The organism is Polynucleobacter sp. AP-Nino-20-G2 (assembly GCF_018688235.1).
Classification (GTDB): Bacteria; Pseudomonadota; Gammaproteobacteria; order Burkholderiales; family Burkholderiaceae; genus Polynucleobacter.
Genome location: NZ_CP061313.1, coordinates 917,278 through 933,144 on the forward strand (window position 1 = coordinate 917,278; position 15,867 = coordinate 933,144).

Annotated in this window: 14 protein-coding genes; 8 read left to right on the forward strand and 6 right to left on the reverse strand. The window is 44.0% G+C overall.

Going from position 1 to position 15,867, the window contains the following annotated elements; genetic code table 11:
• Positions 1-14: 14 nt before the first annotated feature.
• Positions 15-1,691, forward strand: coding sequence for an AMP-binding protein (locus FD960_RS04825; RefSeq protein ID WP_215300370.1), 1,677 nt, complete (start codon positions 15-17; stop codon positions 1,689-1,691).
• On the opposite strand, the gene FD960_RS04830 is transcribed toward FD960_RS04825, so the two are convergent.
• The 3 genes from FD960_RS04830 to FD960_RS04840 form a co-directional block, all read right to left on the reverse strand.
• Positions 1,686-2,531 (reverse strand): transporter, encoded by an 846-nt coding sequence (locus FD960_RS04830; RefSeq protein ID WP_215300373.1) that lies wholly within the window; start codon positions 2,529-2,531, stop codon positions 1,686-1,688. The genes FD960_RS04825 and FD960_RS04830 overlap by 6 nt on opposite strands.
• Positions 2,532-2,605: 74 nt before the next feature.
• The gene (locus tag FD960_RS04835; RefSeq protein WP_215300374.1) at positions 2,606-3,136 is read right to left on the reverse strand and encodes a hypothetical protein; all 531 of its coding nucleotides are present in this window, start codon (positions 3,134-3,136) and stop codon (positions 2,606-2,608) included.
• Positions 3,137-3,152: 16 nt separating this feature from the next.
• Positions 3,153-4,454, reverse strand: coding sequence for a U32 family peptidase (locus FD960_RS04840; RefSeq protein WP_215300376.1), 1,302 nt, complete (start codon positions 4,452-4,454; stop codon positions 3,153-3,155).
• A gap of 168 nt (positions 4,455-4,622) precedes the next feature.
• On the opposite strand from FD960_RS04840, the gene FD960_RS04845 reads away from it, so the two are divergent.
• The 7 genes from FD960_RS04845 (at position 4,623) to FD960_RS04875 (ending at position 11,822) form a co-directional block, all read left to right on the forward strand.
• Positions 4,623-5,666 carry an alpha/beta hydrolase gene (locus FD960_RS04845; protein WP_215300378.1) on the forward strand — a complete coding sequence of 348 codons (1,044 nt, stop codon included), beginning with the start codon at positions 4,623-4,625 and terminating at the stop codon, positions 5,664-5,666.
• Positions 5,667-5,881: 215 nt separating this feature from the next.
• Entirely contained in the window at positions 5,882-6,466 is a 585-nt protein-coding gene (locus FD960_RS04850; protein ID WP_215300380.1) for a hypothetical protein, read from the forward strand.
• Between the two features lie 285 nt (positions 6,467-6,751).
• Entirely contained in the window at positions 6,752-8,731 is a 1,980-nt protein-coding gene (locus FD960_RS04855; RefSeq protein WP_215300381.1) for an MrcB family domain-containing protein, read from the forward strand.
• Positions 8,728-9,792 (forward strand): hypothetical protein, encoded by a 1,065-nt coding sequence (locus tag FD960_RS04860; RefSeq protein WP_215300383.1) that lies wholly within the window; start codon positions 8,728-8,730, stop codon positions 9,790-9,792. The genes FD960_RS04855 and FD960_RS04860 overlap by 4 nt, the downstream gene beginning before the upstream one ends.
• Positions 9,793-9,990: 198 nt before the next feature.
• Positions 9,991-11,151, forward strand: coding sequence for an IS30 family transposase (locus FD960_RS04865; protein WP_215299530.1), 1,161 nt, complete (start codon positions 9,991-9,993; stop codon positions 11,149-11,151).
• Positions 11,152-11,290: 139 nt separating this feature from the next.
• The gene (locus FD960_RS04870) at positions 11,291-11,482 is read left to right on the forward strand and encodes a hypothetical protein (protein WP_215300385.1); all 192 of its coding nucleotides are present in this window, start codon (positions 11,291-11,293) and stop codon (positions 11,480-11,482) included.
• Positions 11,483-11,492: 10 nt separating this feature from the next.
• The gene (locus FD960_RS04875; protein ID WP_215300386.1) at positions 11,493-11,822 is read left to right on the forward strand and encodes a hypothetical protein; all 330 of its coding nucleotides are present in this window, start codon (positions 11,493-11,495) and stop codon (positions 11,820-11,822) included.
• A gap of 296 nt (positions 11,823-12,118) precedes the next feature.
• Here FD960_RS04875 and FD960_RS04880 read toward each other — a convergent pair whose 3' ends face one another.
• The 3 genes from FD960_RS04880 to FD960_RS04890 all read right to left on the reverse strand — a co-directional run bounded on the left by FD960_RS04880 (position 12,119) and on the right by FD960_RS04890 (position 15,845).
• Positions 12,119-12,424, reverse strand: a complete 306-nt coding sequence (locus FD960_RS04880; protein WP_215300388.1) for a hypothetical protein — start codon at positions 12,422-12,424, stop codon at positions 12,119-12,121.
• 144 nt (positions 12,425-12,568) lie between these two features.
• Positions 12,569-14,968, reverse strand: coding sequence for a DUF3987 domain-containing protein (locus FD960_RS04885; protein WP_215300390.1), 2,400 nt, complete (start codon positions 14,966-14,968; stop codon positions 12,569-12,571).
• 49 nt (positions 14,969-15,017) lie between these two features.
• Entirely contained in the window at positions 15,018-15,845 is an 828-nt protein-coding gene (locus FD960_RS04890; protein WP_215300392.1) for a hypothetical protein, read from the reverse strand.
• Between the last annotated feature and the right edge of the window lie 22 nt (positions 15,846-15,867).

The window sequence follows — 15,867 nt, forward strand, 5'->3', positions numbered from 1 at the left end:
CAATGGATTTGGTGATGCAGATGAATGCTCAAAAACCTTGGCTCGATCACTATCTTGAAGGGGTTCCCCATGAGGTCAATTTGGATGGTCATACCTCTCTAGTGGAGTTGCTGGAGGAATCATTTCAAAAATTCCCCAATCGAGTAGTTATCGATTCCATGGGTTACACCATGACGTATCGCCAATTGGATTCTCTATCCCAAGAATTTGCCGCTTACCTGCAAACGCTCGGCTTGGATGCTGGTTCACGTATAGCCATTATGTTCCCCAATGTGCCGCAATATGTTATCGCTATGCTAGGGACGCTACGCGCAGGATTTGTTGTTGTCAATGTTAACCCCCTCTACACTTCTCGGGAGTTAGAGCATCAGTTGCGCGATAGTGGCGCAGCTGTATTGGCCATCTTAGAAAATTTTGCGCATGTCTATCAAGAAATAGCTGATCAATCGCTAGTTAAAAAAGTGATTGTAAGTAGCTTGGGTGAAGCTCTAGGGCCCAAGGGCGTGATTGTCAATTTAATAGCGAGGCACATTAAAAAGATTGTTCCGCACTGGAGCTTCTCTTGCGTGAAGTTTAATCAGACACTCAAAATTGGTAGAGGGCATGGATTTAAGAGGGTCTTAATTGGCCTGGACGATATTGCATTTTTGCAATACACCGGTGGCACAACGGGGATTTCAAAAGGCGCCGTATTACTGCATCGAAATATTTTAGCGAACGTTCTGCAAATTGAATCGTGGCTAGAGCCTGGATTGAGTCAAAGACATCAAGACCAATTGGTTTTCTTGTGCGCTTTACCATTGACACATATATTTGCTTTGACGGCCTGTGCATTACTAGGGATGCGCAAAGGCGGGAAGTTAATTTTGGTTGCAAATCCACGGGATATCAATGGCTTCATGAAGTTATTGATGAAGCATCCCGAGATCAGCATTTTCCCCGGAGTAAATACTTTATTTCATGCGCTGATTCATCGACCTGAGTTTGCTAATGTCAAGCTCCCTAATCTTCTTGTCACCATTGGTGGGGGAATGGCGGTTCAGAAGAAAACCGCTGATTTGTGGCAGAAAATGACTGGTGTGCCCATCGCACAGGGGTATGGTTTGTCTGAGACATCGCCGGTAGTGTGTGTCAATACACCGCTCATTACCCAATTTACTGGCTCAATTGGCATGCCTATGCCCAGTACTGATATTCGGATTTTGGATGATGATGGCGTTGAAGTTCCTTTTGGCGAGCCTGGAGAAATCTGTATTAAGGGTCCGCAGGTCATGGCTGGATATTGGAATAGGCCGGAAGAAACTGCGCAATTCATGACGCCTGATGGCTATTTCAAATCGGGTGATATTGGCATCATGAGCCCAGAAGGCTATGTGCAAATTGTCGACCGTAAAAAGGACATGATTGTGGTTGCTGGGTTTAAAGTATTCCCAAATGAAATCGAAGAAGTGATTTCATTGATGCCCGGGGTTAAGGAGTGCGCAGTGATTGGCTTTCCCCATCGCAAGTTAGGTGAGATCGTGAAGGCCTTTATTGTCAAAGAAAATCCAACGCTGAGCGAGGCTCAGGTTATTCAATTTTGCAAAGAGCAAATGACGGGGTATAAGCGCCCCAGAAAAATTGTATTTATAGACGAGATGCCAAAATCCAATGTTGGCAAAATCTTGCGCCGCTATTTACGGGATTTATAGGCCGCCGCCAAAGCGGTATTGCCAAGATATCCCATATAGGTCGTAATTATTATTTGTTCTTGAATAGGCCCCGGTGCTGGCTGTTAGTCGTATGGAGTTACGCTTATCAATTGGGTAGGACATCGTTCCGCCAAAGCGCCAATTCTCTTGGTTTCCACTGATGGGATTGCCATTCACATAAGACTGTCCGCCAGTGAAATAGGTCGCATCAACCGAGATCCAGGCGGTATTCTGAAAATAATAGATGGCATGTGTTTGCGCTGAATACACTGGATTTTGAGACAGGGAATTGCCACCCATAAAATTGGTGTTGCTGGTGTAGAAAATTCCCGATCCTGCCAGTTCTAATCTCCATGGGCCAATCGCTTTCGATGCGCCAATGCCGGGCTGCACGAACCAGCGATTCGCTCCCACATTAATCAGCTGATTGTCATCATATTTTCCCCAAGGTATTGAGGCTGTAAGGCTGGCGCCAATAATGAGGTCTTGTTGGTAGTCTTTAAATTGGTCAAGAGTGAGCGCAGGAGCTCCATAGAGGTTTACTGCGGCCTTAATCAGTGGGTCCGATAAGCCTTCGGTGCTAGCGTTGACAGTCCGTCCGCCAACACTGGTTGAGCCAGTGAGCTGGCCATAAGGCAGAACAATAGTGAGTTTGCCGGATTGGCCGCCTACATCGAAGATGTGAGTGAGGTTAAGGACTTCACTGGTGAGGGTGTAGCTACCGCTTTTAGCTTGCGCTATTCCGGCTGTTAAAAAGTTAATGCCAATAGGCGTATTCGAATAGGTCCGCGCCTCGATTTCTTGAGCGCATATGCTTGAAGAAAAGACCGCGATCCCCATCAACAACAGCCCAACTAAAGTTGAAAAATTCCTACTCACTGGGCTTGGGCTAAAGGGGGTCTGCGATTTACTGGTTATTTAGTCTTGCGACCAAATAAGATTTCTAGCGAAGCTGTGCTGCCTACGGCTAATCTAAATCCAACTAACAATAAATAAGGCCAAACAATTAACCAGTAAACAATAGACATGGCTAGTACGCGCAATGGATTGGATCGACCAAATTCAGCCATAGAGGAAATAAAGTCTTTTCCATTGATCAGACCGTGAACTCCAGCCTCGAGGTAATTAAGCGCCAAAACAATCACTAGATAGACAATCGATTCAAGGATGAGGGAGTTGACGATGCCATGATTTTTATTAATCTTGATAGGAAATATCGCCTGACCAATCAGCATAAATTTAGCGCATACTGCAGCCTTGATGATTGCAAACCCAAAAATTGATGAAGGGATTGGTCGTTCATCCAAAGAAGTTGCCGCTAAGAATGCTAAAGCGCAAAACCAAACACCAAAATAAATAGTCAGCTGGAATGCCTTGATGAACTCTTCTTTGGCCTTATCCTTAAAGCTGTGTGATGAGGTTGCGGTGCTGTTATTTGAATTCATGAAGGCTTTCTAAGATTTAGCAGTTGCTGCAAGAGCTGACGGCCTCAACAGGTGCAGGCTCATTGGTATAGCGAGCGATAAAGGCATGCTTGCTCTTAAGAGGGGATTTGATCCAGACGAAGTGACCAGATCCAGGCGCCACCTCAATCGGTTCGCCGGCCATATTCCACATCGCATCTAATACTAGATCTTGGTTTCCTTCTGGTTCAATTACCTCTAGCTTGTCGCCGACAGAGAAACGGTTCTTGACATCAATTTTCACGCGTCCCGAAGCTTCATCTATAGCTACTGTTTCTCCAACATACAAGCTTCTACCTGACAGGGAGTGGCCGCGCATGTATAGCTGATATTCCTTATCGTGATGGCGTTCATAAAACCCATCGGTATATCCTCTGTTAGCAAGGCCTTCCAAATTACCAATTAATGACATATTCATTGGGCGGCCGGCTACCGCATCATCAATCGCTGTACGATAGGCTTGGCAAGTGCGAGCCACGTAATAGGGGGATTTGGTGCGACCTTCGATCTTGAATGAGTCCACCCCCATTGCAGTAAGTCTTTCAATATGCTCAATGGCACGCAAATCTTTTGAATTCATGATGTAAGTGCCATGTTCGTCTTCTTCCATAGGCATTAAATCATCTGGTCTGCGCGCTTCTTGAAGTAGAACGACATCACCGCTGGTATTTTGTTGTCCTGGTTTTACTTTGTAATCCCAGCGACAGGCATTGGTGCAGGCACCTTGGTTGGAGTCGCGATGGGACATATAGCCAGACAAAAGACATCTGCCCGAATAAGCGATGCATAAAGCGCCATGCACAAATACCTCTAATTCCATTTCGGGGCAATCCTGACGCACTTCCTCAATTTCATCAAAAGAGAGTTCGCGTGACAGGATAACTCGACTGATACCAACCGAGCGCCAGAATTTGGCGGATGCGCCATTGACAGTATTGGCTTGAACGGATAAATGAATCGGCATATCTGGCCAAGCCTCCCTTGCCATCATGATGAGGCCTGGGTCAGACATAATGATTGCATCAGGTTTTAGTGCAATCACTGGATCCATATCTTTAATATAGGTGCGCGTCTTGCCGCCATGCGGCAATAAATTGGAAACAAGGTAAAACTTTTTTCCCAATTCATGGGCGGTATCAATACCCTCTTTAAGGGTTTCCATCTTGCCGAAATCATTGTTCCGTACACGGAGTGAATAGCGCGGTTGGCCGGCATAAATTGCATCTGCACCGAAATCAAACGCGGTGCGGAGCATGCTTAAGCTACCTGCGGGGGCTAGGAGTTCTGGAATTTTAGTCATGGGGTCCATTTTAAAGGGCTTGTCGATTTTTGGGTTTTCAGGTCCCGCAAGCAAATCAGACCTAAAAAGCCTTGAAATAGAGGGGTTTCCCTCTATTTTGAAGCGCTTTTGGGGTGCTATATTGACTAACAAAAATAAATAAACGGGTCTTGACCCAAAGGAGACGAAATGAAACTGACAGTCCAGTCGCTGCTAGCCCTGATTTCTTGTATCTTTTTCGGCCACGCAGTTGCGGCAGAAAAGATTCAAATGAATGAGTATATGGTTCAAAGCGATACCCCCGGGATCTCGCTCTACGTTCGCAATAAGCACTTAAGCGGCATGAAGAAATTTTCTGCCGAGAAAACATTGCTCTATGTTCATGGCTCTACCTATCCAGCGGAAACCGCTTTTGATTTATCTCTTGGCGGAACCTCTTGGATGGAATACATGGCTGCTAGAGGGTATGACGTTTGGCTAGTCGACTTGCGTGGTTATGGTAAATCCACCAGACCTCCCGAGATGGATCAACCTGCAGAGCAAAATGCACCACTTGTCAGAACAGATGTCGCGGTTAGGGATGTTTCTAGCGCCGTTGATTACATCCTTAAGAAGCGCAATGTATCCAAGATCAATCTCTTGGGTTGGTCTTGGGGAACAACTATTATGGGTAAATACACCACTGAAAATAATCAGAAGGTAAATAAGTTGGTTTTATATGCGCCTCAATGGCTTCGTCAGGGTGGTGCTCCTTTAACTGATAAGGGTGGTCAGTTAGGCGCCTATCGAGTTGCTTCTATGGCCGACGCAAAAAATCGCTGGCTGACTGGTGTGCCAGAGAACGCAAAGGCTAGCCTCATTCCCGATGGCTGGTTTGAGAAATGGGCTGATGCCACATTTGATACGGATCCATGGGGCAGAATGCAAAACCCAAAGAAACTCAGAGCCCCAAATGGTACTGTGCAAGATGCCCGTGAATATTGGACTGCCGGAAAGCCAGTGTATGAACCTAAAGACATCCGCGTACCAGTGATGTTGGTACATGCAGAGTGGGATGCGGATTTGCCTAGCTATATGCTGTATGAGTATTTCACCAAGCTCGAGAACGCGCCTTACAAGATCATGCTGCAGATCAGCGAAGGCACTCATACCATCATCATGGAAAAAAATCGGATGTTAATGTTTGCAGGCGTTCAAGAATTTTTGGATAGCACATTCAAACCCGAGAAATAAGAGTTAAATTTAGTCGATATTTTGTTAATAGTATGAAAAAAGCCTCAGACAAAATCTGGGGCTTTGTTCTATTTGGACGCCACATACATTACAAAATGAATGCATGTAGCTCCATCGGAGTATTCTTGGGGTCTGAAGCGGTTTATGTAGAAGTAGATGTTTTTTCTCCGATGCATCACCGATACCCCAATTTATAAGCATCTAGGAAAGCGCCCATGAGCAAACTCACATCTAAAACTATCTTGAAGAAGGCTAGCAGTCTCTTGGCTCAAGAATTTGCCACTCCCAAAGATATAGCCTGGGCCTGGGTGACCTTATTGCTCTCTCAAGAAGAGCAAAAACGTGACAGTGAAGAAAAGCGCTATGCTCGTATTGCAGAATTCGAAGCCTGGATTGCACAATTAAATTTACCGAATGATCCAAAAAATCCGATGGGTGGCACAGTAAGCCCTGGGTCGGTCAAGAATTCAGCAAGAAACGTATTTGAGTGGCCGCATGAATACATCTTTGATGAGCCAGTAACAGCAAAACATCTAGATTCCAAGGTCACTTATAGCGATACGATCACTAAGCCAATCCTAGATGCAATTAAAGATGCGGGAGGATCCGATGATCGTCCTAAGCTAATTGCTATTTTGGAAGGCTATGCAAAAGAAGGTAAAGAGCCATTTGCCAATGTCACACCTGAAGGTATTGAGTGGAAAGGTAGCAACTGGTCTGAAGGTGGTAAATACAATCTACTGACGCTCAAAAGTTTAAATAATCGTCTAGCCAATCTACGTAAGAAGGGTTTGATCTAAACCCAAATCCTTTATTCAAGGCTGTAAAAGAAAAAACCACCTTAAAGGTGGTTTTCTTGTATTTGGCTCCTCGACCTGGGCTCGAACCAGGGACCTACGGATTAACAGGCTTGTCTGGACGCTATTTAACGCTGACCGTCTCAGATTATCACAATTTTAATGGATGCAATAGAGGCTTCGTGATTGCCTATTTTTTACGGCGCTAATGGCTGCATTTTGCTTAAGACAGCCATCCTTTCGGTATATATTGATGAAATACATAACTAATATATGGCAAAAATAACGATGCACGATCTACTAAATGAAATTCTTGAGAAATACCCGGCGGCAAGGGCTGGCAGCTCATTTGGCGGGCAACACGAAATACGCAACTTATTTGAGAGACTCAAGGGAGAGATTGCCAGCCTTGATTTCGTTAAAAATAATAAAAACCTACTTGTTAAGTATTCCTATGGCAAGGGTAATTGGGCTGAGACACCTTGGATTGCCATTCTTGATATTCGAGAGACGACCTCCACACAAAATGGCACCTATGTAGTAATACTATTCAGGGCTGATGGTGACGGGTGCCATTTGAAGTTGGGTCAAGGTGTAACCGAGATCAAAGAGTTATACGGGTCCGGTATCGCGGCTACTGAAGAACTGCAAAGAAGGGCTGAAAAAGTCAGGACTATGTTCCCAAAGATGCTGAATACGGCATTTGATAGCGCCCCGATTGAAAGTAATGAAAAGCGCGCCACATTAACGAATATGTATGAAGCCTCAACCATCTACTCCAAATACTACAAACGAGAGGAAATTCCAAGTAACGAAGAGTTGGCTGGCGATATTCAGCAATTAACAGATTGCTATGAGCAATATGTAGATCAACGGCTGGCAGGCTTAAATCCTGATGATGCAGATGATGGCCGTAAGATCTGGGCGATAGCCTTGGGTGAAGGTGGTCGCTTATGGAATGAATCTTACGAAAAAGGGATTATTTCGATTGGGTGGGATGAATTAGGTGATCTTTCGAAATATGACTCTCAAGATGCTATTGGTACAAAGCTATTTGAGCTAAAAGGTGATGTCGGCCCATTTCCACGCAATGACTCACTCTGTTGCTACGAGTTCTCCCATGAGATGAAAGTGGGTGATTTGGTTTTGGCAAAAGTAGGCCGCAAGAAGGTTATTGGCGGAGGAATCATTGTCTCTGATTACATTTTTGACCCAGAGCGTCGAGAACACAAGAGCATCAGGAGGGTTAATTGGGTAACTACACAGAAGGCTGAGTTTCCCGGTACTGGCATTACCACCAAAACATTAACTGAAATTAGCAGGTATCCAACCTTTAAAGATATGGCCGAATCATATATTGCAGATAAAACAGTTGTTGTGCGCGTTGCTAGTGAGCCTTATGGGTATGAGGATGCGTTGAAAGATCTGTTCCTGAGCAGGAGTGAGCTTGAAGAAATTGTAGGCGCCACCAAACGGAAGAAGAATATCATTCTTCAAGGCCCTCCCGGAGTTGGTAAAACATTTGTATCAAAGCGCTTGGCTTATCTAATCATGGGCGAAAAAGACCCATCAAGAGTTGAATTTATTCAGTTTCATCAGTCTTACTCTTATGAGGATTTTGTTCAAGGCTGGAGGCCAAATAGTACTGGCGGGTTTAATTTAAAGAATGGTTCTTTTTATAACTTCTGCGAGAAAGCAAGATCAGACTTAGGTCGACCCTATGTATTCATCATTGATGAAATTAACCGGGGAAATTTGTCCAAAATATTTGGTGAATTACTTATGCTTATTGAAGGTGATAAGCGTGGCATAGATAACGCGATTAAGTTGACCTATTCAGAATCTGAAGCTGAGCGATTCTCCGTTCCCGAAAATGTATTTTTGATTGGATTGATGAACACTGCCGATAGATCATTGGCTTTGGTCGATTACGCGCTTAGAAGAAGATTTGCTTTCTTTAGTCTTGCCCCCCAATTGGATTCTGATAGGTTCCAGCAAGCAATTACTAAGGCCGGCGGCACGATGGAGTTGGTTAAAAAAATCAGAAACCGAATAGGATCGCTTAATCAAGTGATTTCTGGAGAGCGGAGAGATTTGGGTCCGGGCTTTCAAATTGGCCATAGCTATTTCTGTCCAACAGAAACCATAACCTCAGAAGATGAATGGTATGCAAATGTAATAAAGGCTGAGATTAAACCGCTTATCGAAGAATATTGGTTTGATGCACCCGAAAAAGCTGATACCTTGACTGCTCAGCTGCTTCAATGAAGATCCCAATTCGCAACCTCTTCTATCTCCTGTCCTATGTTTGGGATGTGGAATGGGAAATGGAATGGGCTTCGATTGATGCAAATAAAAGTGGAGACGCCCTTAATTTGTTAGCAAGAATTCTGACAATATCTACTGATAGGGTTATTCGTAGGGGTCTTGATAGGGGCTATAAAGAGGTTAGTGAGGAGTTATTTGGCATTCGTGGTCGCATTGATATATCCAGCACAATTAAAAGAAATGGTTTTGCCAAAGCAAGGTTAACTTGCGCTTACGAAGAACTAGATCATTCAGTACTGCATAACCAAATTATTAAGACAACACTTGAAAGACTTGTGCATGCTGATGGTCTAGACAATCAGTTGCGTGAAGAGGTTCTTGACTTAACTCATCGCCTAAAAGCCATTAAGCCCATAGATTTGGATGCAAACATTTTTTCCAAAGTAAGATTTCATTCAAATATAAGAGGTTACCGCCTTCCAATTTCAGTATGCAGGCTAATTTACGATCAGCTAATGCCAAATGAATCAACAGGCAGGTATGAATTTGTAAATATTACAGATGAAAAGCTATTTAGAATTTTTGAAAGGTTCATTTTTAACTTCTACAGAAAGCATTTAAATCAGACTATCTACACCAATATCAAGAAAGAGCGCCTTGGTTGGCAAGAAACTAACTTTGAGGGCGGTATAGAAGATTTTTTACCAACAATGGAGACGGATGTTAGTCTTTTCAATTCAACAAGTAAATTGGTGATTGAGTGTAAGTTTTATGAGTCAGCTATTCAAGCTAAGTCGGTAGGCAATCTTAATATCAAAGGCTCATTCATATCCACCCATCTTTACCAGCTTTTTGCGTATTTAAAAAACTTGGAAATCAAAGATAAAAGCATCTTATCTGGACTGCTAATCTATCCCGAAAATGGCGAAAAGGTTGATGCCACCTACAATATGCAAGGCCATAAGGTTTCGATTAAAACGATCAATCTTGACCTAAGTCCACAAGAAATAAACAATGAAATGCTTGCTTGTTTATCCATATTCAAAGATGTTGCCGCCTAATATTGGCCGGTTCAGTTAATGAATGCCGTGTTCTTGCCGGTCCATGGTGCCTACGGATAAGCTATCTGTTGGCATTGAATGTAATTAGGAGCTCGACCCAGAGTAACGGTTGATATATCTGTTGGTCCACTATCGGTCTTGATTTCAACCCGTCGATGCAACACACTACAAACTGCGTAAGCGCAAGGAGTGTTGCTCATGAAACAACGACCTCGAATCTATTACACAGCTACCCAGAAGGCTTTAATGTGGGAGCGCTGGAAAAAGGGAGATTCTCTCCAGCAGATTGCCCAGTTATTTGATCGCCACCACTCGGCAGTTCAGCGAATTTTGGCTGAGAGTGGCGGTATCAGACCCCCAGAGCGAACTCGATCAACCTTGGCATTAACTTTGGCCGAGCGTGAAGCAGTCTCACGTGGCCTAGCAAGCGGTCAATCCATGAGATCGATTGCAACTCAGTTAGGTCGATCACCTTCCACAATTAGTCGTGAGATTGGTCGCAATGGCGGTCCAAAGAGTTATCGAGCCCACCAATCTAATCAGGCTGCCTGGGATCGAGCGCAGCGTCCTCAGACTTGTAAACTAGTCTTGAATAAAGCCTTAGCGCATCTGGTGGCAGATAAACTGCAGCACTACTGGTCACCACAACAGATTGCCGGATGGCTAAAAGAGACTTATCCAGATCAGGAGGACTATCAGGTGTCACACGAAACGATCTACCTTAGCCTCTTTATCCAAGCCCGCGGAGCCTTAAAGAAAGAGCTCACCCAGCATTTACGACGCACCCGCATCATGCGCCGATCACGGCATCACACGCTGAAGGATGCAGGGCTTGGAAAAATTAAGGATGCAGTCTCGATCAGAGAGCGGCCAGCCGAAGCAGAAGATAGAGCTGTTCCCGGCCATTGGGAAGGTGATCTTTTATATGGGGATGCCAATAGTCAGATCGCTACTCTCGTGGAGCGCCAGACTCGCTATGTGATGCTAGTCAAGGTGGCTCGTAAAGACAGTGAGACGGTGGTCAATGCACTCATCAAGCATGCCCGCAAGTTACCGCAAGAGCTCTACAAGTCCTTAACATGGGATCGGGGTAAAGAAATGTCTGAACACAAACGCTTTACTCTAGCTACCGATGTGCAAGTGTATTTTTGCGATCCTCAGCATCCTTGGCAACGAGGCTCGAATGAAAATACCAATGGGTTATTAAGACAATACTTCCCTAAAGGAATGAGCTTAGCTAATTACTCCCAAGCCAAACTCAATGCTGTAGCAAGGCAACTCAATGAACGTCCTAGAAAAACACTAAACTATCAAACACCGGCAGAACGTTTTGCCCTAACTGTTGCATCGACGGGTTGAAATCAAGGTCGTTAGCTGCCATTTAAGACCAATGGATAATCTATCCGTTGCTCATTGAGCTAATATTTTCCCCAGCCTTGAATTTTGATGTCTTAAGGCGTAGAGTCATTCATCTAGGTGCTTTACGGAGGGCTCAGTGATGAAAGCTAATTCAATTGATTCTAAGATCAAGGCGAAGAGTTCGTGCCCCAAGGTTGATGGGGGGGTGCTGGATACGGTAAAGGCTTCCGAAAAGCAGACCACTAAAACAGAAAATCACATTGTTGAAGCTGATTACGATAATGAACCAACGGCGTTCATCATTGCTGGCATGTCTTTTCCTAATTCCTAGTTGTCATTAAATGAGGCTCTTCATACTACTGACGCTTTCCTCAATCCTGTTATTTGGATGTGGGAAATCGAAGGTTGATGTTGAAAATGATGAGTTACGGTCAAAGATTGAGGAGGCGGAGGGGCAAATTCATGAGCTTGAATCGAAGATCGATTCAGCCGAATACAATTTAATGCATGCTCGAACTGAAATTCAATCTGCCCAATCGGATGTTGAAGATTTGCAAGTCAAAATTAGATCTGGTATTTTTCGTGGAATTCTATCGGATTTAGATGATATTGTTGACTCGCTAGAAGTTGTTGAGTCGAAGATAAAAGATGCAAGCGATGATCTAAGATAGGTCTGGATTCTAATCTTCACCCATGTTATTGATAATCATTTTTGCGTAAACTGGCTATGATTTTCTAGTTTTATTGATTTCATATGCTTGAGTTTCACTGGTGCGCACTTTTAGTTGCGTACCAGTGAGATTGTGTGATTAACATGAAATTTCTAAGTATTGACCAGCGCTATCGAGGGCGTTACTGTACTTCTGAGTCTGCGGGCCATTTTCAAAATGGGCATTTTGGTGCGAACTAGCTTGCGCACCGATGCTATGCCATTTAATTTGACGTAAATCTTGATGCTTTCTCATTCTTAGAGGCCGGTCTGGGGAATGAAGTTTGTACACTTTTGCAAACCTTCCAGTTGATGAGATTTGCCTTTGCGACAATCAAATAATGGGAATGAACCCCTTAAGTGGTGGCACTCCAGACAATGAATCAATCTCAGGTCGTCATAGTCTCTTAAGTAGAGCTCTAGGGCTATGCACTTGGCTTCGTACTCGCTAATGCCCCTAGCTTGAAATGAATCCACTCTGTCACAAAATAAGGCATCTTGTTTGTTAAACCAATCATGACTGCGAATGGTGTTTTGTGTCTTGACCCACTCCAACCATGTCATTTTGATTTACCCCCACAAAATGAGGCTACAAAACCTACAAAAAACATTTCTGATTCAGGGGTGTATACGAAGTAGGGGGCTGCAAAACCTACAAAACCTATTTTTTGAAGTTTCGTAGGTTTCGTAGCGTCTAAAGTCAGGGGTTTATGCATTTTCATCTCCGATATTTGGATTGATGAAATATTTATCGCTAGGCCTTCCACCAACTGAAGTAGGCGGTCCTCTTTCCACCCTCAGATAGCCATAGTCGACCAGTAGGGTCAAAGCCTTTCTGACTGCCTCAACATCATTTAGCCCGGTCCAATTCTTTTGCGCTATTTCTCTAGGGGTAAAGCCATCTACTAAAGCCTTGGCCTTGATTTTCTTAAGAACGACTCGAGCCCCCAATGTTTCGGGAGCTGTGGCGGATTGATAAATTTTTTCGGCATGGCTTCTTAGATACTCACACCAGTCCAATGCTCTAGCCAGCTCAACCACGCCGACTATTTGATTTGAATATGGGGTATCAATCTGAGCAAAAACCAATGCAAGGGCAGGAATTAGCTTTCTGTATTTGCTTAAATGGCTTTCCATTGCGGGATGCAGGTCACCGCTTTTAAGTTCGTTATTAAATGGTATATACCATTCAAGAAATAGAGCCTGAGCATCTTCACTAAACCGCCATACCTTTGGTTTATCTCCATTAGACTCGAGTCCCGCAAGTCTTTCAAAGACTGGCCATGCCATTTCTTTAGCATCGACATTGGGTTCTTCGTCGACATACTTAAATTCACCATCAATATTTGGATAAACCATCAATCCAAAGCGTTGGAGCAGCCCATCATCACCTATCCCGCCCTGCATAGCACTGCGGATGTATTCCTCAAGTCTTGAGGGCTGAATCGTGCCAAAGAGGGATAAGCAGGTTCTAGGGATATGAATAGAGCCTCGCCCAATCCGATCTACCGTGAAGGGCTGATTGCCGTCATAAGCGGATAAATAAAAACTTCTCGCGCCTTCCTGACCCTGTTTCTCCATTGACTTAAATAGTCCGTAGAGTTCGTCCCTAAAACATAGGAAGCCCCACGAGTTCTCTGCCATCAATTCTTGTAGACTCTCTACCGTGGAATCATTAACGATATGTCGTTTAGCTATAGGCTTTGAAGGAATTTGGGTATCACTGATTAGCTTTTTCGCTTGAGCGACCTCTCCCTTGGATGCCAGCCTCTTTGCTTTGGCTGTGCTGTCTTTGAACATCAGCTCCATCAAACACTTTTCATGCTCCCAGTCAGCCATTCCGGCTTCATGGTTCTGCCTTTCATTTAAATCGAGCTTCCAGAGTGGATTTAAGACCTCTTTAACTGCGGGTGTTTTCATCACCCCGGCCCTGCCAACAGCACACCCCCAAAGGTTTGGGGTCACTTCCCACGAGTCTTTCTCCTTGGGTCTGATTACAGCTTTTGCGCCAATTAATGAGGATGCGCTCACAATAGCAGCTGCTGCGGCAAAATCAGGAGGGCATTGCATCCGATTGGATATGTCGTGCACCCAAGACCTCAAAGACTCAGGCAATAAGTCATATTCAAACCTCTTCACAGGCGGATCCTTTAAGAGTGGAATGGGTATTTTCCAACCCTCATGACTTAATACAGATTTCTTTGGTAGGGTAGCACTATCAATGATGCTTTTGATAGTTTCGTGACCTCTCACTAAGGCCATATCGTTAAAGTCTGTTTGGCGCTCTAGCCTTGGCTCGTCAAATACAGGAAGAGCCAATAATCCATTAACAGCTAGGGCGGTTTCGGTAGCCTTCGTAATTCCAACATTGCCATTGGTCTTGTGGTCATCGTCGGCGCAAATAACCATCTTCGCCCTAGGAAATTTTTTTCTCATGTTTTGAGCTACAAGAAGTAGGTTGCCTGCGGTAAAAGCAATAACTACAGGGTGGTTTGTAGCCTCATAAATCGATGCTCCAGTCGCATACCCCTCACATATACAAAGAACACCATCATCGGCGGGTTTGCCGCCAATAGTAAAGTAAGCGCCTTTAACCTGACCTCCCGTATGAAATTTCTTGGAGCCATCGGCTTTTATGTGCTGCAAGGACTTGAGCTGTTTATTCTGATACATAGGAATGAGCAACTCATCGTCCGATATCCGAATATTGTGGGGCCGAATAGATTTTCTATCTAAATATGGATGAGCTTCAACTGACTCAACACTCGCCCATAATTGGGAAACCTCCTCTTGTGCTTGCAGCTGTTTTTCTGCTTTTGCTTTCTTGGAGGCAGCCTTAGCCAAGCCCATTTTTTGGCGGTAGATCTTCGTTTCCTCAGGAGAATAAGGTCTGCCAACATCTTCATACCATTTTGCTTGAAGGCCTTTACTCCAATCGCCATAAACACCAGCGCTTGGTTCGCCGTCAAAGAACACATACCATCCGTTTTTATTACTTGGTTTGCCATCGGCTGAGAAGCGGTGAATCTGACCATCGGCAATGATTTCGGAAGGCGGGGTTAAGCCTGCTTGAGCGATTGCATTTTGAAATTGATAAATGGGGTTCATAAATTTGCCCCGCTCACTTGATTTGGATTTGGTTATTTATAGTGGCCACTCAAAACTCCGTCCGAAGATGGGTTTTAAATTCTTTGGATAGTTCTAAAATTTCTGGAGTCAAGTTTATGAAGAAAGCATCCTCACTGCTCTCTGCTGAAGCGAGATCATGGCGCTCTGAAAACTTTCCTTTGCCTGGAATATATGCAGCATATTTTGCAAAACGAGATTCCCATGACCACGAAAAAAATAGCATAGGTGTCTGTGGGTATTGAACTGCGAGCGCGTCATAAACTGCTGTTGGCCAATTCCAAGGGGTTTGAAATTTAACGCATATTTCATCTTTATTGGAGCAAATTGTCTCCATTTCACGGGCATCCCACTTGGTGCCCCAGTTTTCCAGACGCCACTCATGCCAATCTTCCGCGCCGTATTTGCGTACATTTTTCATGCACCTCATCATAATTTTTGCCTGATTTGCAATGCTTTTTAGAAATTGGTACTTTTTATTCCAAATGACTTCTTCGGCATTTACAGGGGTAAGTTCAGGTTCCTCTATGCCTAATGCCTTGATTAGTTCCGGATCTGTGGGGCTGGATAAATCAAACTGATATTTTTTATATAACCTCCCTTCTTCATCAATTTCAGGACGGGGAATATCAGCAAATTCTGATTTAATTAGTGAGTTAATATGCTCTTCGATTTTTTGAGAAGCTATGGCCTGGAATCCAATTAGGCCCTCTGGCATTGGGATAATGGAGTTAAATAGCCCTGAGTTATGCTCTTCATACCTTTCGCTGTGCTCAGCAGTCTCTAGTAGCAACTTAATTTTTTGAAAATCTTTACCAGTATTTTTGATGTAAATCATATTGAATACGTCATTAGACATATTTACTTCCTTTTGTAAGATG

Bases quoted from the DNA above. Each gene is read 5' to 3' on its own strand.
- FD960_RS04865 (WP_215299530.1), top strand. From the start codon at position 9,991: ATGAAACAACGACCTCGAATCTATTACACAGCTACCCAGAAGGCTTTA.
- FD960_RS04855 (WP_215300381.1), top strand. From the start codon at position 6,752: ATGCACGATCTACTAAATGAAATTCTTGAGAAATACCCGGCGGCAAGG.
- FD960_RS04835 (WP_215300374.1), bottom strand. From the start codon at position 3,136: ATGAATTCAAATAACAGCACCGCAACCTCATCACACAGCTTTAAGGAT.
- FD960_RS04850 (WP_215300380.1), top strand. From the start codon at position 5,882: ATGAGCAAACTCACATCTAAAACTATCTTGAAGAAGGCTAGCAGTCTC.
- FD960_RS04875 (WP_215300386.1), top strand. From the start codon at position 11,493: ATGAGGCTCTTCATACTACTGACGCTTTCCTCAATCCTGTTATTTGGA.
- FD960_RS04860 (WP_215300383.1), top strand. From the start codon at position 8,728: ATGAAGATCCCAATTCGCAACCTCTTCTATCTCCTGTCCTATGTTTGG.
- FD960_RS04845 (WP_215300378.1), top strand. From the start codon at position 4,623: ATGAAACTGACAGTCCAGTCGCTGCTAGCCCTGATTTCTTGTATCTTT.
- FD960_RS04890 (WP_215300392.1), bottom strand. From the start codon at position 15,845: ATGTCTAATGACGTATTCAATATGATTTACATCAAAAATACTGGTAAA.
- FD960_RS04870 (WP_215300385.1), top strand. From the start codon at position 11,291: ATGAAAGCTAATTCAATTGATTCTAAGATCAAGGCGAAGAGTTCGTGC.
- FD960_RS04885 (WP_215300390.1), bottom strand. From the start codon at position 14,968: ATGAACCCCATTTATCAATTTCAAAATGCAATCGCTCAAGCAGGCTTA.
- FD960_RS04880 (WP_215300388.1), bottom strand. From the start codon at position 12,424: ATGACATGGTTGGAGTGGGTCAAGACACAAAACACCATTCGCAGTCAT.
- FD960_RS04825 (WP_215300370.1), top strand. From the start codon at position 15: ATGCAGATGAATGCTCAAAAACCTTGGCTCGATCACTATCTTGAAGGG.
- FD960_RS04830 (WP_215300373.1), bottom strand. From the start codon at position 2,531: ATGGGGATCGCGGTCTTTTCTTCAAGCATATGCGCTCAAGAAATCGAG.
- FD960_RS04840 (WP_215300376.1), bottom strand. From the start codon at position 4,454: ATGACTAAAATTCCAGAACTCCTAGCCCCCGCAGGTAGCTTAAGCATG.